The following is a 17885-nucleotide window of genomic DNA, read 5'->3' as shown; positions in this document are numbered from 1 at the left end:
ACGGTCACCCGGGTATCAACGGGTGCCGTTTTTTTTTACCTGTTATCCACATCACGCGTGTCCTGGACGCTATGCTGTCCACTATCAATATTTGCTTGATATAAATTAATCTAATCAATTAATATGCTAAAAAATGCGAGCCGCTTTAAACGTTATTAAAGCGCGCTCGCACCCGATTTCATTAAAGGAACCCTAATGAACAGCTTATTGTCCCAATTGCTGATCACGCTTGCCCAAAAAGAAGCGGCGGAAAAAGAACTGCACGCCACGGTTGAATCGCTGGAAATATTAGTCGCCGCGCTGATTTCAGCCCTGGCGCCGGCTCAAAAAAAGGATGTTATCACCACGGTGGAAACAGCCCTTGACGAGATGCGGCAACGAACGGATATTGCCTACAAATCCGATCTTGATCTGCTCGGCAGCAATATCGAGCGCATCACGGCCGTGGCAAAACGTCGTTGACAGCGCACGGTTTTCAGAACCAACCGGCATTCACTTTGTGTCTGGCGTTATATTTTTTTATATATAGCGCTATGGGGGCCCTCGCCCATCAGCCCGCTTGTGTTGCCGCCAGAAGCCGATAAAACGAGGGTTTTCTTCAGGGAAGAAATATTTTTCACTATTTAAAGTACTATTTTTAGAGAGATATTATAAATTGTTTTTTTGAGCGAGCATTCCTGGCCCTGACGAATATACTATTTTTAAGATTGAGATAATTATTGGGTCTTGCGAATAGGCCGCTCAGCTGTAGTTTTTCATTAGTAGGTTGATAATTATGAAGACACTAGGGTTAATCCTCGAAAATGCACTGGAAGAAATCTGCGCGGGTAAAAAATTGTTTCTCCCCGAAGCCGGTACTCAGGAAGCAATGGACGCCTTTCAGTCGATAGCCAAAGCTATCAGTTATGCGGACAGTGAAGGATTGGTGGAACATTGCCAGTTTGGCATTGCCGATTTTACGGAGCGATTAACCTTTTCCAAGGTGCTGGTGGCAGGCGGTATAACAGAGCTGGGCTATGAGTTTTTGCGCAAGCGTTACGACAGCGACCGCCAGCAGAAAGTGAGTTAATGCCGTTGCTGGTTAGGTTACCCGTTTGCAAAACCACCAGGGCCAACTGGTGCTTGGCAGCAAAGCCAGTTGCGTAAATTGTCATGTATGATCGTGGGCAGCTCAGCGAGAGGTGACTCTCAGGGCGCCACTGATATCGGGATGGCGGCGTCGTTGGCACCGCTACAATGAACCCTATAGCACCTGACGTATTAAAACGGCACTGTTAAGCGGGTGTTCTGACGCCTATCTCACGTATTGCCATACGGTTGGGGGGACCTTGTCATACAGTTTTCCCATCGTCAGCTCCGCAAGGCGGTGATCCGCCGCACCGTAGAATTCGACCAGTTCCGCTTCCGGCAGTCTATCCTTCATATGTTCGACGACTTTTTCCAGCGTTTCAACCGTATTGCAGCGCCTCAGCCTCATTAAAAAATCAACTTTACCCATAAAATTGCATTTATCCGTTAAAAAGAGATGATAATCTCAGAAAATGAATTGGTTATGATTGCCGGGATATTATCAGCATCAAAATACCCGCGCGGCGAATCGGAATAAAATACGCAGCCCGTTTACCTTCTTCCGGGCGTTAATCATCAGCGTCTGGTAAACATGCATCTTGGATCTATGTAATATAGAAACTAACCATTCATTACCGGCATAGCCGTCCCAAAGAGGGCTAGCATAACAGCTTCTTGGCAGCTTGGATAATGATCGCTATAAAAATATCCATTTTGCGAGGGATATTAAGTTTTTAAGCGGGCGTCTATTATAAGTTACATTAGATGATGCAACGGGAAAACGATATAAACCCTATAGTTAGCATGGGGATAGGGTTGAAATGTTATAAAAACCTTTCGCGGTTAATTTATTTTAATAACAGAGAGCCCACGGCTCGAGGTAAAAATAAAATAAGGTTTTAATATTTAATGTCACTTTTTTTGATTTTCTTTCAATGGCCTTTTACTAAATTAATTACTCTGTTTACCGGCGACTAACACCGGGCCAGCGTTTTCGTTATGAAGGCTAATGATGCCAAGGCCATCTGCACTCTATCGCGCCGGCATGGCAGTGCCCGGTGTGGCATCGTCTGTTTGCTCCTGTCACCGGGCAGATGTTTGCGAGGGTTATAGACCTCTAAACGTTTTTTCGTTCAACCCTTTCCTCACCCCAAAAAAGCGTGTCTTTCGAGGTTTTGGCGAAAGCGATTTCCAGCGCTTCATCACTGCCATCTTCCCAAATTTTCTGCGCCAGGGCCTCATCGTTATCAGCGACCTGGAAGATAGCTTCGGCAATTTCAAGGGACGTTTCCCGAATCTCAGCCCATGCTTGTATGTTATCCGCCATGGTTTCTCCTTAATGCGTTTTATAAGGTGGGTGGGTGCGAGGCATATACCTATTAATGATACAACCTGAACTATAGTGCAATTACGGGCAGACCGCCTTCCAGCCCGCATGGCCTGACAAGCGGCGCCGTGTTGGGGAACGGCGCTCGCGGCTGGCGCAACAAGGCGGGTCAGGGATCAGCTTTTCATTTTTAACGTAATACCGGCGACATATTCGCCCTGGTAACGGGCAATATCCAATTCCGGGGCCGAAGGCTGGCGCGATCCGTCTCCTCCCGCAAGCGTCGACGCGCCATAGGGCGTCCCTCCCCGCACCTGCGAGATATCAAACAGCTGTTTAGCGCCGTAGCCGATAGGCACCAGAATAAAGCCGTGATGGGCAAGCGTCGTCCAGGTAGAGGTAATGGTATGTTCTTGTCCGCCGCCGGTGCCGGTGGAGGTAAATACGCTGCCTATCTTGCCGTAAAGCGCTCCGGCGGCCCATAAAGCGCCGGTTTGGTCGAGAAAAGTACGCATTTGTCCGCTCATATTGCCAAAGCGGGTAGGAGTGCCAAAAATGATGGCGTCATAATCGGCCAGCTCCTGCGGCCTGGCTTCAGGGACATCTGGGCTGGATTTTCCTCCCGCCTGCGCAAACAGGTCCGGCGGCATGGTTTCAGGCACCCGTTTTACGGTGACCTCGGCGCCACTTACCTTGCGCGCACCTTCGGCAACCGCCTGGGCCATGGTGGCGATGTGACCGTACATAGAATAATAAAGTACCAGAATCTTAGCCATATAAGTGCTTCCTTATCGGTGAGAAGATAGGGCATCAGCCTGCTGATGCCTTGATCGGTGGGATGATAGGGTATCGCCTGATCCTGCCTGATGAATCCGCCTGATTGTCTTTAACCATAATAGTTTAGCCACACTATGCAAATGAATTATAATGGATTGGTTTTGCGGTGGCTGGCCTTACGATGAAAAGGGTATTCATAAAGCCGATAAATGATAATAAATATTTCTGATTCCCAGGGGCAATAGTAATGCCTTTCGATAAAATTTATTTAGGTTCAATGCATTACATTAGCCCGTTGAAATAATAAAGTTTTTTCATCGGTGTTTTGTTTCATATTATTAATATTTTGCCTGTCGGCTGCAGGATTAGCTATACTGTTTATCAAGGCGTTGGTAATACGCTGTTTGATTTTGTGAACCAGCGTCTTAATGAAGATAATGCTTCAAGATGATTATCTTCATTATGCCCTATGATTCTCTTAACTTAACTCGGAGGTTAACAATGACCGAACATCGTGGCGGTTCAGGTAACTTTGCGGAAGATCGTGAAAGAGCATCAGAAGCAGGCAGGAAAGGAGGTCAGCACAGCGGGGGAAATTTCAAAAATGACCCGCAGCGTGCGTCCAGAGCCGGTGAAAAAGGCGGCCGCAGCAGTAATAGCGGACGCCAGTCTTAAACCGCAATGGACATGACCACTGGCCGCCGGGGAAACCCGGCGGTTTTTTTATGCGTCAAAATTTTTTTGCGAGCAGCGGGTGCTGGTTATTATTGGGAAGCAGGCCAATTCAGGTTCGACCCCACGGTTTTTCACAGGCGAGCCGGTCGCGCGTATTATGCCGGCAGATAACTGACGGAATGCTCCGGGCTTTCGCTTTTCGCATCAATCACTACACTCCATAACCCGCTGTATGGCACGCCCAGATAGGCTGTCGCCCGGTTGCTGACCCCGGGGATATCGCTGAATCCCAGGGCGGATGGCTCGGTAGGCTGCTGATTTTCACAGAGCAAATGAATATTGCATTTCTGGGAACAATGGACAACAACCGTGTCGCCACCAAATAGTTTCAGCCGCGTGCGAATAATGGACATGGAAAAACTCCCGATCTCAATGATGAATTTTAGATAATGCAGCATTTGCGTGAAGCGCATCACTGACATAACCAACAAACCACTGACCTTATAAAATCATTGAGTGGGCATAAATTTAATGACTTTAATCAAATTTTGTTGAGTTTAAAAAAAATAGTTGAATAAAAGCGCCCGCACTTGCGACAAGAGCGCGTCGTGACGTACAAAACCTGTCAATGGAGTCGCATATGGCCTGGCACGATCCTGTCCTTTGCCCATCATAAGGCCTTATGTACCCTGAAAGGTAACTGTCATCATGTCCTGAATTTTTCTCTGGTGCCAACGCCCGGCACCGGGCCGGCCCTTTCCGCCAACCCGGGATGTTGACCGGCGCTTATTGCCTGGCGCCGGCGTTGTGTGCAGGAACATCTATGCCTGCATCTTATGCCGGCGGGCAGATCCCGTCGTTTATGTTTACCTGCGCTTTGCACATTACCCTCTTTGTCGTAAGCAAAAAACGGTGGGGCGTCAGGCCAGCTAACCGGTGTGTGCCAGCGTAATGGCCAGTCATCGCGTAACAGGTCAGAACTCACCGACCTATAACGGCTTTATTATGCTTAGGTTGAACTCTGGTCAGGTAGATATAGACGTCAAAAATAGCACGCTGCGAGATAGTGAGGACTTAAAAATTTAATGGACGTTATGCATTTTATTCTTTTCAAAAAAAATGGTTCGTTACGTGTTGAAGGGGAATGCCATATTATTAAAAAAAATTATATTGTCGTGGCGGACCAGAGAATTATCACCGGTAAACAAGATAATGACGATGCAGTCTTTATCCGCTGTTACCCGGCAGACTTATTACACTTACGTCAGGACATTATTTTCGAGGAAAATTCTCTAACAGATTCTAGGTATGCAAATAAAATCTTGTATCGGTCATTCCCTATTGATAGTTTGATTATCGAAAGTACAGAAAAACTCATGCGTATGGCAAACAGTTTACCGAGCTGCTTTTTGTACCTCTATTGCCTTGGCATTGACAAATGTTATTTTTCGCACCTGTTGCGTCAATTTGTCGGCGTCAATATGAATAATACGTTACTGGACTTTTTTGAACAAAATTACCTGAAACAGTGGGCCGTGGCCAGATATGCCAGGGAGCTGGGCATTTCCCCCCCAAAATTGAACGTTGTCTTTTATCAACAATACGGGATGCCGATCAAACAGTGGTTAATGGAAAAACGGCTCAAGAAAAGCGGTGAGCTGCTTCTCAGCACCACGCTGCGCGTGGCGGATATTGCTCTGGAGTGTGGTTTTAGCAGCCATGCACATTTTTCCGCCTTATTCCGCAGGCGTTTCCAGATTTGTCCGTCGCTATTTCGTACCATGGCAAAAAAAACCGCAAAATGATCTGTCATCAACATGGCTAATATGTAATCGCCTTTGTTAACAAGTGGTTAAGTGTGGCCATAATTCCACCAAATATAAGCTGCCAAACGCGTGTTTGCGCATTTTTGTTATAAAACACCACGAAGCGTTTGACAGGAGGGCTCAACTAGAGAATAATGCACGGCGTTGGGTCGTTAGCTCAGTTGGTAGAGCAGTTGACTCTTAATCAATTGGTCGCAGGTTCGAACCCTGCACGACCCACCAACAACCCCCTCCCTGTTGTGATCTGTATTACAATTTTAGACTCACCAAAACCCCAATATCGCCTCACGGCAATCCTGTATCCGCGAATAAAAATACCGCACATTATTAGTTCGGCTTATTATTTAAGCAGGCATAACATAATGTATGCGAATATCCTAAAAGTGTCGATATCGCTATCACGCCAACTTTTTTAAATCCATTATGGGTTTGTGGGAGAAGTTTTTTGTCGATTTCCCAGGCTGTCGTCGTGTGAATGAATGCATGCTGATTAAAAACTAATCAAAAAGTCAATGTTTACCTGATGACTGCTTCAGTGATGGCGAGTTTCAGCATGCGGTGTGAATAAGTGAGTATGGCCATATCACAAAGGCGTTGAATCCGGCGCTATACATGATCTGAAGGTAAAGTTTTCGTGGGTGCCAGGCTGTTAAAGGCGTGGGAGTTGCAAAATTTAATGCCCTTTCGCAGAGTGAAAGGGCATCGGTGATTGCTCTATTTTAATTTTACAGGCATGGATAAGTCCTTAAACATTTATTAAAATAGAGAATAAATCCGGGCTATAAGAATCTTGGGCAGGAGATTGCCATAACCCGCGGTGGGCAGAGATGAGCGGCCATTATTTATGGCTGCTGGAACCGCCTTTTTTACCAGCTTCAGATGCCTTTTCAGGATTGTTTTTGAAGCCACCGCCGCCGCTGCCGCTCTTCTGGCCGCCTTTTTTACCCGCTTCCGACGCTTTTTGTTTATCATCAGAGAAGTTACCGTTACTACCACGATGTTCTGCCATAATACTCACCTAAATTTATTAAAAACGATTAATAAGATTCATCTGAAGAATGGCAATAAAAATAGCGCCAAACCCAGATGATGAGTTGGTGGTATAAGTAATCCTTATCACCAGTAAATAAAGGTTAGAAGAGCTGGCGTAAAAGCGCAAATTTACATTTTGTTTGCGAATAATCTTACCATTTTTATATGGTATTGATTCCTTGTAGAAAATTTAAGTTTTGATCAATACCGCTAATAACGTTACTCCGTTGAATTTACATAGCAATATGAATTATTTTTATTGGCAAGTATTTGGCATTATGTTTTAATTCAATAATATCAATGCGTTAACTTTAATATAACTTTAAGTAATTATCTAAATGGAAAATTATTATTTATAATAAGTACTAGGTTTAATGACATTTTCACTTAGGGAAAATACTGTCAAGCGCACGCAGGGCTGGCGCAGCGCCGGGTCAGGAATGTGCTGGATAGCATCAGAAAACTGGCAACGAGGAAAAATATCAAATTGCGGCTAATGGGCCACTAGCTGGACATAAAACCGGATGGCGGAAATAAGCGGCATCCGGTATAACGTTTAACACATACCTACAAAAAATGAATTATTTATGTTTATTTTCGTGGGATTTTTTGTTTTGTTCTCTGTCATGACCCTGCTTGGTTTGTGCGGGTTGCGCGTTGCCTGCTTCGTTGCCGGCAGACCGGTTTTCGTTCTTGCCGTTCTTTAGCTCAGCAGTGGACGCATTGTTTTTTTTGCTTGAATTTTCAACAGGTTTCTTGGACATGCTTATTCCTTAACCATAGATAACGACATTTGCCACTCTAAATGGGTTGGCCTACGAATACTGCGCCCTTCAGCGGCCGTTATTATGGATGTAGATCAATTTTTTTGTTATTGACGGGATTTCTTAGCAATGCCGACGATGTGTTTTATGCTGTGGCTCCTTGGTTCTCGTGGCGGTGGGAAGCAAACCCTCAGGGCAATTACAGGCTTATGTTATGAATAGTGATGCGATACCGGTCGTTACTGTCAGGCGTTCACGCCGGCCCATCCTAAAAAAGATCTCTTGCAAAATAAAAAGCTAAAGATTATAGTGTATAATAATTATACTTGTTATTATTTTATGGTTGATTTCGCATCATGTCATGCCTGTTTATGATATTAGACATATAGTATGGTTGCGTCGTAGTTTATTTTCCGGCGCAGGGTCTTTTACTCGACATAAGCATTCAGATGACTAACCACAGCAGTCGTATTATCCTCGATAAATCCCTTGCGACAGAAGGCATTACATCTAAAGTCGATCGTTGGCGCTCGGGTGTTAACGCCGCCTTGCTTGAATCCAATTTTTCGCATAGCCAGGCTGAACAGCTTACCTGGAGTGTCGAGGCTCATCATTTTGATGTGTTTATTTGCGGGCGACTGAGGTCTACTGGCCAAAGTCTCATTAATTTACCGCACAAATATGATAATTTAAATGACCATTTTATTTTGATGGTCGTGGTAGAGGGGGGTATTGAAGGCAAAGCGGGGTATGTTGATATTGAGCTTTCCCCTGGGGATATTATTTTACTCGACGTATTGCAGCCGATTAAAATGCAGATGAAAGAAGGGCGCAAGTCGAATTATGTCGATGTCCTTTACGTGGCTATCCCGCGCGCGCTGCTCTCGGAAATTGATGATTGCTGTCAACTACACGGAAAAATAATTCCCCAAAAAGATTTCCTGAGCCGCCTTATCGCCACTAATATTGCCGCCTTGATGAGCCACAGTGCTAATTTCAGCGACAGTGAGGTAAACCAGGTTGCAAGGCCTGTGATCGACTTTGTTATTTCAGCCATACGCTCTACTCACGCAATCATTCAGCCCATCATGATGGACACGAAAATACATATCATCACGCGGATTTGCGACTTTATTCAAGAGCATCTCCGTTTGCCGGCGCTCGGCGCGGAATTGATCTGTCAAAAATTCGGTTTGTCGCGCTCCTCGCTTTACCGGTTGTTTGAACCTTTTGGCGGCATTGTCGCCCATATCCGCAAAAAGAGAATCGTCGCCGCAACGCGAATGTTACTTAAACCGCAATATCGACAGTGGAAGGTGGCCGAAATCGCCTATTACTGGCAGTTTGAACCGGCCGCGTTTAACCGTCTGTTTTTCTCCGCTTATGGCCTGACGCCCAACCAGGCGCGCAAAGAGCATCACGAATTGTGGGCGCTGGAAAATATGAACGAATCGCAAGTAGTCTGGCTACGCTCACTTTGAAGGCCAAGGTTCGGCTCACTATCATCCAAGCCCTGGCGTTCGCGTTATCGCAGATTCATATCAGGGTTTGGTACTCGAACCGCAAGAACAGGTTACCAGGCTGCTGCAAGTACAATTTCCGACATTTTGCGGGCTGCCTTGTGGCACCGGATCGGAAGAGGCCCGGGGTTCAACGCAGCCAGTAAGAATCGATCCCGCCAGCGCAATCATCGCTAAAAACAATGCCTTTTTCATCGTTTACTCCTGCCATTTTTTTTGATTATAGCCTGCTTTTAATTAAATCCAGTATGGATTTCGCCATGAAATCAATACGAAAATAAGATTGATAGCGGTAAGGCGGTCAACCCGCGGCATAATAGCGTTGCCAAACGATGATCACCAGCAAGGCGGCGGCCGTCCAGCATAAGACCGCACCAAATAAGGCATAGGGCAGCCGCCAGGAACCGATAAGAAAATACAGGGAGATAAGATAGATCAGGTAGGGGATCACCGCCCAAATGCCGAACAGGATGGTGGTGCGCAGCGCATCGATGCCGCGCTCGCCGCCGACAATATAATGCGCGATAAGCGCAAAGGTGGGAAAGAGGGGAAGCAGTCCGGCAAGATAATAGTTGCGCGTTTTTGACAGCACCCCGATTAATACGACAATTGCGGCGCCCAACAAGGCTTTCAGTAATAAATTCATGGAATCACTAACGTACTTGAAGTCAGGATTGGCATTTTAGCATGGTTTACTTCAGGTCCGCTGTGGCCTATGGCGCTTACCCTGGCATCGGTTAAGAGGCACCCTGCCAGGGTATGCGCCTGAACGACTACTGCTTATAGGCGTACTTGATCTGTTTTATCGTATTGCTGAAGACATCCGCCTGCGCCGGGTCTTCCAGCTCGGTGATATATTTTTCCATCTTGATAATGACTTTGCCCGCGTCGGCTTGTCCCATGGCTTTGAGTATCAATGTCACCATGGCCTTCATGCAATTGAGCTCCTGCGCCAGAACGGCGTTATCATTGTCGGTGGAAAATTCAACATTGCCCATTGGGTCTCCTGGAATTTAATGTGGTCTCGGTCGATCCGGTTGCAGTGGCAAGGCCGTATCAACACCATTTCAGTGCCAATTATAACAGATTTGTTTTGGATATTTAACGAAACACCGGAGTATCTTCAGTGAAGAGGTTAAAAAATTTGCTCCCGCCAGGGATATAATTTACCGCGGGCAAAGCGGCATGGGCCGGCGAGGCATTCATCCGCAAGCGGCAATATGCGCTCGATAGCGTAAAATGTAAGTTCGAAAGTAATAACTAATTAATATTTTAATGAATATCTTTTCAAAAAGTATGATTTATTGATATGTAATTTTATAATTATTTTTTTTAATTCATTGTTTTTAATGTCTTTTCACTATTTTGTGCGACGGTCAACTTTTAAGCGATATAAACTGTGGACTGAATACCAATACGGAAGGCGAGGGTAGCGCCATCAAAGGATTGTGAAACAGTCAAGCGAATGTTGTTAAATTCTCTTGCCGTAGCTTAACCGATCTGTCTAAAATGAGTATCAACAGGTGGCACTGCTGAATTTTTATAGTATAAGCGGATATCTATATTCATTATTTACTTAAAAAGCAGTAATATTAAGTCATAAATATTTGATTCGCTTTACATCACTCCCTTTTTTTGGAGATTTTATCTTTGATAAGCGTTTTTCTTGTTGATGACCACGAATTGGTGCGTGCAGGGATACGCCGTATTCTTGATGATATCAAAGGTTTTAAAGTGGTTGGCGAGGCGCAGTGCGGTGAAGATGCGGTAAAATGGTGTCGCAGCAACTGTGTAAATGTCGTGCTGATGGATATGAACATGCCGGGTATTGGCGGTCTGGAGGCTACCCGTAAGATCATACGCTTCTCACCTGATATTAAAGTTATCATGCTCACCATTCACACTGAGAATCCATTACCTGCTAAAGTAATGCAGGCGGGAGCCGCAGGTTATCTAAGCAAAGCGGCGGCGCCTCAGGAAGTGATTTGTGCCATCCGCTCCGTCAATGCAGGCAAACGCTATATCGCTTCTGATATCGCACAGCAAATGGCCTTGAGCCAGCTCGAGCCACAGACTGAGACCCCGTTTGAATGTTTGTCCCAACGCGAGCTGCAGATCATGCTGATGATCACGAAGGGGCAAAAAGTGAATGAAATTTCAGAACAACTCAACCTGAGTCCTAAAACGGTTAATAGCTATCGTTATAGAATGTTTAGTAAACTTAACATCGGTGGAGACGTTGAGTTAACACATCTGGCCATTCGGCACGGGTTGTTTAATGCGGAGAGTTTATTAAGCAGTGACTGACAGCTTCAATCCTAAAGAATTTCTTAAAACCGTCACCAGTCAGCCCGGCGTCTACAGAATGTACGACGCTACGGACACTGTCATTTATGTCGGCAAGGCAAAGGACCTGAAAAAACGTCTGGCGAGTTACTTCCGTCTGCAGGTTTCCAGTCGCAAAACCGAAGCCTTGGTCAAGCTCATCGCCCAAATCGACGTCACCATCACCCATACCGAGACCGAGGCGCTGTTACTGGAACATAATTATATCAAGTTGTTCCAACCGCGTTATAACGTCTTGCTCAGGGATGATAAATCCTACCCGTTGATTTTCCTTAGCAGCGATACGCATCCGCGCCTGAGCTTTCACCGCGGCGCCAAGCATGCCAAGGGCGAGTATTTCGGTCCTTTTCCCAACGGCTACGCCGTGCGGGAAACGCTTGCGCTGTTGCAAAAACTGTTTCCCATCCGGCAATGCGAGGACAGCGTTTACCGCAACCGTTCCCGCCCCTGCCTGCAATACCAGATCGGGCGCTGTCTGGGGCCGTGCGTTAAAGGACTGGTGAGCGATGAGGAGTACCAACATCAGGTTGATTATGTCCGCTTGTTTTTATCCGGCAAGGATCAGCAGGTCCTGAATCAGCTGGTCGAGCGCATGGAGCTGGCGAGCCGGGCGTTGAATTTTGAAGAGGCCGCCCGGGCGCGCGATCAGATACAGGCGGTAAGACGGGTCACCGAAAAACAGTTTGTTACGGGGGATCATGAGGACCTCGACGTTATCGGCGTGGCGTTCGATGCCGGAATGGCGTGCGTGCACGTGTTATTCATCCGGCAGGGCAAGGTCTTGGGCAGCCGCAGTTATTTTCCTAAAGTGCCGATAGGAACCGACCTTTCCGAAGTGGTGCAGACGTTTGTCGGTCAGTTCTACCTGCAAGGCAGCCAGATGCGGACATTGCCCGGGGAAATTCTGCTTGATTTTTCCCTGCCGGAAAAAGATTTGTTATCGGAATCGTTAAGCGAACTGGCCGGTCGTAAAGTCCACATCCAGTCCCACCCCCGCGGCGATCGCGCGCGTTATCTGAAATTAGCGCGTACCAATGCCGCAACGGCGCTGGTGACAAAGTTAGCGCAGCAGTCCACGATTCATCAGCGTCTGGCGGCGTTGGCGGAATTGCTGGGCCTGGATGCCATCAAGCGGATGGAATGTTTTGACATCAGTCATACCATGGGGGAACAAACCATTGCTTCCTGCGTCGTGTTCGACGCCAATGGACCCGTGCGGGCCGAGTACCGCCGCTTCAATATAGAGGGCATTACCCCTGGGGACGATTACGCGGCCATGACCCAGGTATTGCGCCGCCGCTATGGCAAGGCGCTGGAGGAAAGCAAGATTCCCGATGTGGTGATTATCGACGGCGGCAAGGGACAATTGGGGATGGCGATTGATGTGTTTGCCCAGCTGGATGTGCCCTGGGATAAATCACGTGTTATTTTGTTGGGGGTGGCCAAAGGCACCGACCGTAAGGCCGGGTTGGAAACGCTGTTTTTCAAAGCCCACGGCGAAGGCATATCGCTGCCGCCTGATTCGCCAGCCCTGCACGTCATCCAGCATATCAGGGATGATTCGCATAACCATGCGATTACCGGGCACCGCAACAAACGCGCAAAGGTCAAAAATACCAGCGCGTTGGAATTAATTGAGGGTGTGGGCCCTAAACGTCGACAAACCCTGTTAAAATACATGGGCGGTTTGCAGCCTTTACGGAACGCAAGTCTTGAGGAAATTGCTCAGGTGCCCGGTATTTCGAACGCATTGGCAGAAAAAATTTTTAATGCATTGAAACACTAACGGCGATGTAGCAACATACTCGTTATCTCCGTCCAGCCAGATAGTTAACGTGGCATTATGCAATTGAATATACCGACTTGGCTTACATTGTTGCGTGTCGTAATGATACCTTTTTTCGTCCTGGCTTTTTACCTGCCTTTCTACTGGGCGCCCCTGGCCTGCGCGTTGATCTTTATCCTGGCGGCGGTCACTGACTGGTTTGATGGCTTCCTGGCACGTCGCTGGAAGCAAACGACGCGTTTCGGCGCGTTCCTGGATCCGGTGGCGGATAAAGTCATGGTGGCCATCGCCTTGGTCTTGGTGGCGGAACATTTTCATTCCTGGTGGATAACGCTGCCCGCGGCGACGATGATCGCTCGTGAGATCATTATTTCGGCGCTGCGCGAGTGGATGGCTGAGATTGGCAAACGCAGCAGCGTCGCCGTTTCCTGGATCGGCAAGGTGAAAACCACCGCCCAGATGCTGGCGCTGGTTGCATTGCTCTGGCGCCCCGAGCAGATCGTCACCGGTATCGGCATCGCCGCGCTTTATGTTGCCGCGGTACTGACATTCTGGTCGATGTTTCAGTATTTGAACGCCGCCCGTCATGATTTGTTCGAACACTGATCGAAGCGCCGTAAAAATCAACAAACAGGCGCCTGGGCGCGATAATTCTATTGACTCGCTACGTCAGGTCAGTAGAATGCAACGCATCGAAAGCAACGACCGATTGCCAGACGATAACAGTAAAAATTAGTAAGTTAAAACAAGTAGCTTTCATCGATGCGGGAATAGCTCAGTGGTAGAGCACAACCTTGCCAAGGTTGGGGTCGCGAGTTCGAGCCTCGTTTCCCGCTCCAGATGTACAACGAAGCCTTTTTAAGAGGCAGCAAAGGCGCGTTGGCAGAGTGGCCATGCAGCGGATTGCAAATCCGCCCACCTCGGTTCGACTCCGGGACGCGCCTCCAATATGTTATTCCCCGACGCCCGGGTGGTGGAATCGGTAGACACAAGGGATTTAAAATCCCTCGGCTTTATGGCTGTACGGGTTCAAGTCCCGTCCCGGGTACCACACCAGAATTCGTAATAAAAACAAAGTAGTATGAACAAGTTGATACCGCCGATAGGCGGTTTTTTTATGGCTGTGGTTTGACTGTCGTAATAGCATTTCAAAATAAAAATACTAAAGCTCCTCTCTTTTTCCCAATGATCTGCGACCTGCAATAATAGCTGTCGAGTTGATAAATAAGCGCGGTTTAACCGGGCTACTCAAGCATCTTTACCCCAAGCTATGGGCGAGTAGCGCAGTCATCAGGCTGCAACCAACCGGTGTAGCTGTGAGGTATCAACTTCTTTCTGGGCTACCCAAAGGCTGTAATTGTCTTGGAGATTGAGCCAGAATTTCGCCGAACTGCCAAGTACCGCTGAAAGTTTCAGGGCCATTTCTGGAGAAACCGCAGAATGACCGCTCACCAGCCGTTGTGCGGTGGAAGGGGCGACATGCAGTGCGCGGGATAACTCACGAATGCCGATATTAAGATCGTCCAGGGTTTCTGCAATGATTTCACCTGGGTGCGGCGGATTAAACATAGTCATCAGTGATAATCCTCATAATTAATGACATAGGCGTTGCCATCCATAAATTCAAATGTAATGCGCCAGTTGCCCGTAACGGTTATAGACCATTGGCCTTTCCTGTCCCCAGTAAGCGCGTGAAGGCAATATCCCGGCCGGTCAATATCTTTGATATCTTCCGCCGCATCGATAACCGCTAGACGTAGGCGGAGTTTGCCAGACTGCTGCGCGTTGATACCTGCGGTTGACCCTTTCTCAAAAAACAGGCGCAATCCTTTGTGCTTAAAGCTTTTAATCATGAAGTGGCTCTGGGTGTTGCGTACTAAGGAACAATATAACACTGTTCCTCAGCACGCAACACTTTTTTGATTGTATGCTAGCGGGGGAGTGGCGGGAATGAGTATCTTCATTCAAATAGTGACTACACAATCCGCATCAGCCCAAATTAACCCGCCATCATGATTTGCAACCGGCTGATTATACGTAACTCTATGATTTCAATATCATACTGAGGGTTTTTAAATCCCTCGGCTTTATGGCTGTACGGGTTCAAATCCCGTCCCGGGTACCACGCCTGAATTCGTAATAAAAACAAAGTAGTATGAACAAATTGATACCGCGGATAGGCGGTTTTTTTATGCCTGGGATTTGCCGCCAAAACCAGAATATGACTACATCCTGACAATGCTGATTTATTGTGACGATGATATCGCCTGAAATATTAGATGAATACACTGATTTTGCAAAGATTGAACGCCACGGAGGCCATGCGGTGACGCCATGATCCGCTGGTATTCAAGCCACGTTTACTTTTTTTGGCCGACCGCCAAGCTTGCCATTCGCCTTTGAGGCAGCGCGTTTCTTCTCGGAGGTCGCGGAACCTCCTTTGCGGCCAAGTTCGCGTGCCATCCATTTGCTGGTTCCTGTATAGCCATCCATTATCGCCGGGATAAACACATCGGCGTCAATAGCCGGGAAGTAAAGTCCGTTCCCCAGAGGCGTAATCTCTATGTCTGTCAGTTCCGCAGCGCTAGCAGTGCTTAATCCCTGAACAATCGCCGGCGGTATGGCCAATTCGATACCAGATACTAATGTTACGATGACGCGTTGCGATTTGGCATCATAGCGGGCCGCAATGGCACGTAACGGGCTATTCATCGTTTCCTGGCCGCGCTGCACGGCTGCATCGATTTGTGTTTTAGTTGCCATGGATTTGCTCCCATGCTGACTGTAGTTGTGGCAGTTGTTTAAGAAGCTCCTTCTCGATCTCCGCGAGTTCCTTAGGTTTTACGCCAATCATTTCTCTCAGCTCAATGTTGTCTTTTAGCAAAACAAAAACAACCTGGCCATTGGTTCCTATAACATGTACATGCGGAGGTAAATGATCCATGGTGTAAATCATCACCCGCCATCCTTTAAACCTGAAAATTGTTGGCATGGGCAACCTAAACCTAAACGTTTGGGTTATTTTAGATGGCATTTTGTAAGAATGCAATATGCGGGATGCGCTAGTGAGAATGGCAGTTTAGCGCTGAATAATGACTACCGCCGCCGCAATCTCCCAGATAAACCCATATGATGGTTTATAAGGTGCTGTATTTATTCAACGCCTTGATTTATATAAAGCTATGAAGGTTTTTAAAATCCATCGGCTTTATGGCTGTACGGGTTCAAGTCCCGTCCCGGGTACTACACGGAATTCGTAATAAAAACAAAGTAGAAAAGCAGGTTGATACCGCCGATAGGCGGTTTTTTATGCCTGGGGTTTGGCTTTCATAATATCATTTCAAAATAAAAATACTAAGGCTACTCACTTTGTCCCAATGATCTGCGACCTGCAAAAATAGCTGTCGAGTTGATAAATAAGCGAGGTTTAACCGGGTTACTCATGCATCTTTACTCGCGAGACACACAAGTGCAGGGAAGCTATGGGAGAGTACCGCAGTCATCAGGCTGCAACCAATCGGTGCAGTTGTGAGGTATCGACTTCTTTTTGTGCTACCCAAAGGCTGTAATTATCTTGAAGATTGAGCCAAAACTTCGCCGAGCTGCCAAGCACCGCCGAAAGTTTCAGCGCCATTTCCGGCGATACCGCGGAATGTCCGCTGTCCAACCGTTGCGCGGTGGCGGGGCGGCATGCAGTGCCCGCGAGAACTGATATCAAGAACAATGGACGCTGGTGATGATGCCTTCCTTGTTGGACATAAAGTTCAGCCGTTTCGGATCAAAGTCCATAGTGACGGCTTGGCCGGGCTTGATAAGGCGCATGGGCATTGAAAAACGCATACCGTCCAGGACGCTTTCGGGTTTGCCGATCAGGTTCCTGAAATTGTTAGCCATGCAGGTGTCATCAGCGGTAAGCGGTTTGACCGCGCTTTGCGTGGCGGCTGATTTTTCCGCACCGCTGCAGGCGGCAAGCGAAAAGGCGGTAAGCAACGCGGCAAAAATTGTGGTGTGCATGCAAAGTCCGGTACGCCGTTTCATGTTTAATCACTCCTTATTGGTTTTTTTCATCGTGGCGCAAGTTTGCAAGCTCGCGTGCGGCACGATGATGCTATTTTCGGTTAATCAGTGCCATGATTAGCACCAGGGCGGGCATCAATACTGCGTCAGGTTTTCTATGCTAACTCAATAATTAAACAAATAAAGAAGCGTACTATGTATAAGGCTTTATTTATTTTATTCAGCATGGTGCTCGCAACCATGCTGGGGGTAGTTCAAGTAGCTACGCACGCAGCACTAACGACGGGCATATGATGGTAACCGAGTGTAAACCCGACATTGATAATGATACGGGCATGATCCGTTATACCGATGCCCATGGTAATGAACAGCAGAGCAATAAAAATGATGTTAAGCAGATGCTGAAGATTAATTGACCCTCCAGCCCCGGGGGAGTAGCGGACATGGACGCCGTCCCGTGGGCGCGGATGTTGTCAGAGGATAAGTGGCCGTCGTCTCCAGTATTGCCCGCACACCGCCGGACATCGTGTCCTTCTGACGGCGGTGGATACATTCTCCCGCCGCCGGCTCGATGTGCAGGCTACGGCAGCCGCCGTCATCTCAGCCTACCGCCAGGGCGATAAGAACACATAGCGTGAATAAGCCGAGCAAAAACATATGCCAATCGAATTTGACTTGCATAGTCGTTACCTCCCTTCGCGTCAGTCGCTTTATCATGGCTGATTAACGCGCTACGTGCTGTGACTT

General features: G+C 47.4%; 23 protein-coding genes and 4 tRNA genes. 13 read left to right on the top strand and 14 right to left on the bottom strand.

Going from position 1 to position 17885, the window contains the following annotated elements; all coding sequences use genetic code 11:
• Positions 1 to 195 precede the first annotated feature (195 nt).
• Together ACL2XN_RS09310 and ACL2XN_RS09305 are read left to right on the top strand one after the other, a co-directional pair.
• Positions 196 to 462: a sigma-S stabilization anti-adapter protein IraP gene (locus ACL2XN_RS09310; RefSeq protein WP_410015863.1), complete on the top strand. Its 267-nt coding sequence runs from the start codon at positions 196 to 198 to the stop codon at positions 460 to 462.
• A gap of 313 nt (positions 463 to 775) precedes the next feature.
• Positions 776 to 1069, top strand: a complete 294-nt coding sequence (locus tag ACL2XN_RS09305) for a hypothetical protein (protein ID WP_410015862.1) — start codon at positions 776 to 778, stop codon at positions 1067 to 1069.
• A gap of 225 nt (positions 1070 to 1294) precedes the next feature.
• On the opposite strand, the gene ACL2XN_RS09300 is transcribed toward ACL2XN_RS09305, so the two are convergent.
• From ACL2XN_RS09300 to wrbA, 3 genes are all read right to left on the bottom strand, one after another.
• Complete coding sequence (locus ACL2XN_RS09300) at positions 1295 to 1498, bottom strand: HHA domain-containing protein (RefSeq protein WP_410015861.1); 204 nt, start codon at positions 1496 to 1498, stop codon at positions 1295 to 1297.
• A gap of 687 nt (positions 1499 to 2185) precedes the next feature.
• A complete protein-coding gene (locus tag ACL2XN_RS09295) occupies positions 2186 to 2395 on the bottom strand; it encodes a YccJ family protein (RefSeq protein WP_410015860.1) in 210 nt (69 codons plus the stop codon).
• Between the two features lie 176 nt (positions 2396 to 2571).
• Positions 2572 to 3171, bottom strand: a complete 600-nt coding sequence (gene wrbA, locus ACL2XN_RS09290) for an NAD(P)H:quinone oxidoreductase (protein WP_410015859.1) — start codon at positions 3169 to 3171, stop codon at positions 2572 to 2574.
• Positions 3172 to 3673: 502 nt separating this feature from the next.
• On the opposite strand from wrbA, the gene ACL2XN_RS09285 reads away from it, so the two are divergent.
• A complete protein-coding gene (locus tag ACL2XN_RS09285) occupies positions 3674 to 3847 on the top strand; it encodes a general stress protein (protein WP_410015858.1) in 174 nt (57 codons plus the stop codon).
• Positions 3848 to 4002: 155 nt separating this feature from the next.
• Here the strand turns inward: ACL2XN_RS09285 and ACL2XN_RS09280 are convergent, their stop codons facing one another.
• Positions 4003 to 4260: a DUF1883 domain-containing protein gene (locus tag ACL2XN_RS09280; protein WP_410016585.1), complete on the bottom strand. Its 258-nt coding sequence runs from the start codon at positions 4258 to 4260 to the stop codon at positions 4003 to 4005.
• 672 nt (positions 4261 to 4932) lie between these two features.
• On the opposite strand from ACL2XN_RS09280, the gene ACL2XN_RS09275 reads away from it, so the two are divergent.
• Both ACL2XN_RS09275 and ACL2XN_RS09270 read left to right on the top strand, forming a co-directional pair.
• On the top strand, positions 4933 to 5652 hold the full coding sequence (locus tag ACL2XN_RS09275; RefSeq protein WP_413730707.1) for a helix-turn-helix domain-containing protein: 720 nt from the start codon (positions 4933 to 4935) through the stop codon (positions 5650 to 5652).
• 167 nt (positions 5653 to 5819) lie between these two features.
• Positions 5820 to 5895 (top strand) — tRNA-Lys (locus ACL2XN_RS09270).
• Between the two features lie 616 nt (positions 5896 to 6511).
• Here the strand turns inward: ACL2XN_RS09270 and ACL2XN_RS09265 are convergent.
• Positions 6512 to 6682, bottom strand: a complete 171-nt coding sequence (locus tag ACL2XN_RS09265) for a KGG domain-containing protein (RefSeq protein ID WP_410015856.1) — start codon at positions 6680 to 6682, stop codon at positions 6512 to 6514.
• A gap of 604 nt (positions 6683 to 7286) precedes the next feature.
• Positions 7287 to 7469 (bottom strand): hypothetical protein, encoded by a 183-nt coding sequence (locus tag ACL2XN_RS09260; protein WP_410015855.1) that lies wholly within the window; start codon positions 7467 to 7469, stop codon positions 7287 to 7289.
• Positions 7470 to 7918: 449 nt separating this feature from the next.
• Here ACL2XN_RS09260 and ACL2XN_RS09255 point away from each other — a divergent pair, with 449 nt between their 5' ends.
• Positions 7919 to 8950, top strand: coding sequence for a helix-turn-helix domain-containing protein (locus ACL2XN_RS09255; protein WP_410015854.1), 1032 nt, complete (start codon positions 7919 to 7921; stop codon positions 8948 to 8950).
• A gap of 340 nt (positions 8951 to 9290) precedes the next feature.
• Here ACL2XN_RS09255 and ACL2XN_RS09250 read toward each other — a convergent pair whose 3' ends face one another.
• A complete protein-coding gene (locus tag ACL2XN_RS09250) occupies positions 9291 to 9635 on the bottom strand; it encodes a GlpM family protein (RefSeq protein WP_410015853.1) in 345 nt (114 codons plus the stop codon).
• A 127-nt stretch (positions 9636 to 9762) separates the two neighbouring features.
• Positions 9763 to 9987 (bottom strand): DUF2594 family protein, encoded by a 225-nt coding sequence (locus ACL2XN_RS09245; protein ID WP_410015852.1) that lies wholly within the window; start codon positions 9985 to 9987, stop codon positions 9763 to 9765.
• A 652-nt stretch (positions 9988 to 10639) separates the two neighbouring features.
• Here ACL2XN_RS09245 and uvrY point away from each other — a divergent pair.
• From uvrY to ACL2XN_RS09215, 6 genes are all read left to right on the top strand, one after another.
• Positions 10640 to 11296 (top strand): UvrY/SirA/GacA family response regulator transcription factor, encoded by a 657-nt coding sequence (uvrY, locus tag ACL2XN_RS09240; RefSeq protein WP_410015851.1) that lies wholly within the window; start codon positions 10640 to 10642, stop codon positions 11294 to 11296.
• Positions 11289 to 13121, top strand: coding sequence for an excinuclease ABC subunit UvrC (uvrC, locus tag ACL2XN_RS09235; protein WP_410015850.1), 1833 nt, complete (start codon positions 11289 to 11291; stop codon positions 13119 to 13121). Before uvrY ends, uvrC begins: the two co-directional genes overlap by 8 nt.
• A gap of 57 nt (positions 13122 to 13178) precedes the next feature.
• A complete protein-coding gene (gene pgsA / locus ACL2XN_RS09230; protein WP_410015849.1) occupies positions 13179 to 13727 on the top strand; it encodes a CDP-diacylglycerol--glycerol-3-phosphate 3-phosphatidyltransferase in 549 nt (182 codons plus the stop codon).
• Positions 13728 to 13885: 158 nt separating this feature from the next.
• Positions 13886 to 13960, top strand: a tRNA-Gly gene (locus tag ACL2XN_RS09225).
• A 34-nt stretch (positions 13961 to 13994) separates the two neighbouring features.
• Positions 13995 to 14068, top strand: a tRNA-Cys gene (locus ACL2XN_RS09220).
• Positions 14069 to 14085: 17 nt separating this feature from the next.
• A tRNA-Leu gene (locus ACL2XN_RS09215) sits at positions 14086 to 14172 on the top strand.
• Between the two features lie 239 nt (positions 14173 to 14411).
• Here the strand turns inward: ACL2XN_RS09215 and ACL2XN_RS09210 are convergent.
• The 6 genes from ACL2XN_RS09210 to ACL2XN_RS09185 form a co-directional block, all read right to left on the bottom strand.
• Entirely contained in the window at positions 14412 to 14696 is a 285-nt protein-coding gene (locus tag ACL2XN_RS09210) for a HigA family addiction module antitoxin (protein ID WP_162364622.1), read from the bottom strand.
• Positions 14696 to 14974, bottom strand: coding sequence for a type II toxin-antitoxin system RelE/ParE family toxin (locus ACL2XN_RS09205; RefSeq protein WP_410015796.1), 279 nt, complete (start codon positions 14972 to 14974; stop codon positions 14696 to 14698). Before ACL2XN_RS09205 ends, ACL2XN_RS09210 begins: the two co-directional genes overlap by 1 nt.
• A 496-nt stretch (positions 14975 to 15470) precedes the next feature.
• Complete coding sequence (locus ACL2XN_RS09200) at positions 15471 to 15884, bottom strand: DUF2442 domain-containing protein (RefSeq protein WP_410015795.1); 414 nt, start codon at positions 15882 to 15884, stop codon at positions 15471 to 15473.
• Positions 15874 to 16077, bottom strand: a complete 204-nt coding sequence (locus ACL2XN_RS09195) for a DUF4160 domain-containing protein (protein ID WP_410015794.1) — start codon at positions 16075 to 16077, stop codon at positions 15874 to 15876. Before ACL2XN_RS09195 ends, ACL2XN_RS09200 begins: the two co-directional genes overlap by 11 nt.
• 546 nt (positions 16078 to 16623) lie before the next feature.
• Entirely contained in the window at positions 16624 to 16755 is a 132-nt protein-coding gene (locus tag ACL2XN_RS09190; protein ID WP_413730706.1) for a helix-turn-helix transcriptional regulator, read from the bottom strand.
• An 80-nt stretch (positions 16756 to 16835) separates the two neighbouring features.
• Complete coding sequence (locus tag ACL2XN_RS09185) at positions 16836 to 17159, bottom strand: I78 family peptidase inhibitor (RefSeq protein WP_410015785.1); 324 nt, start codon at positions 17157 to 17159, stop codon at positions 16836 to 16838.
• 269 nt (positions 17160 to 17428) lie between these two features.
• Between ACL2XN_RS09185 and ACL2XN_RS09180 the strand changes: the two genes are divergently transcribed.
• Positions 17429 to 17554, top strand: a complete 126-nt coding sequence (locus ACL2XN_RS09180; RefSeq protein ID WP_413730705.1) for a YgdI/YgdR family lipoprotein — start codon at positions 17429 to 17431, stop codon at positions 17552 to 17554.
• The last annotated feature ends 331 nt before the right edge of the window (positions 17555 to 17885 follow it).

Origin of the sequence: Sodalis sp. RH22, assembly GCF_047324165.1 — a bacterium.
Classification (GTDB): Bacteria; Pseudomonadota; Gammaproteobacteria; order Enterobacterales; family Enterobacteriaceae; genus Acerihabitans.
Note: the sequence above shows the minus strand (reverse complement) of the source record. Positions and strands in the feature narration are given on the sequence as shown.

Excerpts from the sequence above, each read along its gene's own strand:
- ACL2XN_RS09310 (WP_410015863.1), top strand. The coding sequence starts at position 196 with ATGAACAGCTTATTGTCCCAATTGCTGATCACGCTTGCCCAAAAAGAA.
- ACL2XN_RS09305 (WP_410015862.1), top strand. The coding sequence starts at position 776 with ATGAAGACACTAGGGTTAATCCTCGAAAATGCACTGGAAGAAATCTGC.
- ACL2XN_RS09300 (WP_410015861.1), bottom strand. The coding sequence starts at position 1,498 with ATGGGTAAAGTTGATTTTTTAATGAGGCTGAGGCGCTGCAATACGGTT.
- ACL2XN_RS09295 (WP_410015860.1), bottom strand. The coding sequence starts at position 2,395 with ATGGCGGATAACATACAAGCATGGGCTGAGATTCGGGAAACGTCCCTT.
- wrbA (WP_410015859.1), bottom strand. The coding sequence starts at position 3,171 with ATGGCTAAGATTCTGGTACTTTATTATTCTATGTACGGTCACATCGCC.
- ACL2XN_RS09285 (WP_410015858.1), top strand. The coding sequence starts at position 3,674 with ATGACCGAACATCGTGGCGGTTCAGGTAACTTTGCGGAAGATCGTGAA.
- ACL2XN_RS09280 (WP_410016585.1), bottom strand. The coding sequence starts at position 4,260 with ATGTCCATTATTCGCACGCGGCTGAAACTATTTGGTGGCGACACGGTT.
- ACL2XN_RS09275 (WP_413730707.1), top strand. The coding sequence starts at position 4,933 with ATGGACGTTATGCATTTTATTCTTTTCAAAAAAAATGGTTCGTTACGT.
- ACL2XN_RS09265 (WP_410015856.1), bottom strand. The coding sequence starts at position 6,682 with ATGGCAGAACATCGTGGTAGTAACGGTAACTTCTCTGATGATAAACAA.
- ACL2XN_RS09260 (WP_410015855.1), bottom strand. The coding sequence starts at position 7,469 with ATGTCCAAGAAACCTGTTGAAAATTCAAGCAAAAAAAACAATGCGTCC.
- ACL2XN_RS09255 (WP_410015854.1), top strand. The coding sequence starts at position 7,919 with ATGACTAACCACAGCAGTCGTATTATCCTCGATAAATCCCTTGCGACA.
- ACL2XN_RS09250 (WP_410015853.1), bottom strand. The coding sequence starts at position 9,635 with ATGAATTTATTACTGAAAGCCTTGTTGGGCGCCGCAATTGTCGTATTA.
- ACL2XN_RS09245 (WP_410015852.1), bottom strand. The coding sequence starts at position 9,987 with ATGGGCAATGTTGAATTTTCCACCGACAATGATAACGCCGTTCTGGCG.
- pgsA (WP_410015849.1), top strand. The coding sequence starts at position 13,179 with ATGCAATTGAATATACCGACTTGGCTTACATTGTTGCGTGTCGTAATG.
- ACL2XN_RS09210 (WP_162364622.1), bottom strand. The coding sequence starts at position 14,696 with ATGACTATGTTTAATCCGCCGCACCCAGGTGAAATCATTGCAGAAACC.
- ACL2XN_RS09205 (WP_410015796.1), bottom strand. The coding sequence starts at position 14,974 with ATGATTAAAAGCTTTAAGCACAAAGGATTGCGCCTGTTTTTTGAGAAA.
- ACL2XN_RS09200 (WP_410015795.1), bottom strand. The coding sequence starts at position 15,884 with ATGGCAACTAAAACACAAATCGATGCAGCCGTGCAGCGCGGCCAGGAA.
- ACL2XN_RS09195 (WP_410015794.1), bottom strand. The coding sequence starts at position 16,077 with ATGATTTACACCATGGATCATTTACCTCCGCATGTACATGTTATAGGA.
- ACL2XN_RS09190 (WP_413730706.1), bottom strand. The coding sequence starts at position 16,755 with ATGGCGCTGAAACTTTCGGCGGTGCTTGGCAGCTCGGCGAAGTTTTGG.
- ACL2XN_RS09185 (WP_410015785.1), bottom strand. The coding sequence starts at position 17,159 with ATGAAACGGCGTACCGGACTTTGCATGCACACCACAATTTTTGCCGCG.
- ACL2XN_RS09180 (WP_413730705.1), top strand. The coding sequence starts at position 17,429 with ATGATGGTAACCGAGTGTAAACCCGACATTGATAATGATACGGGCATG.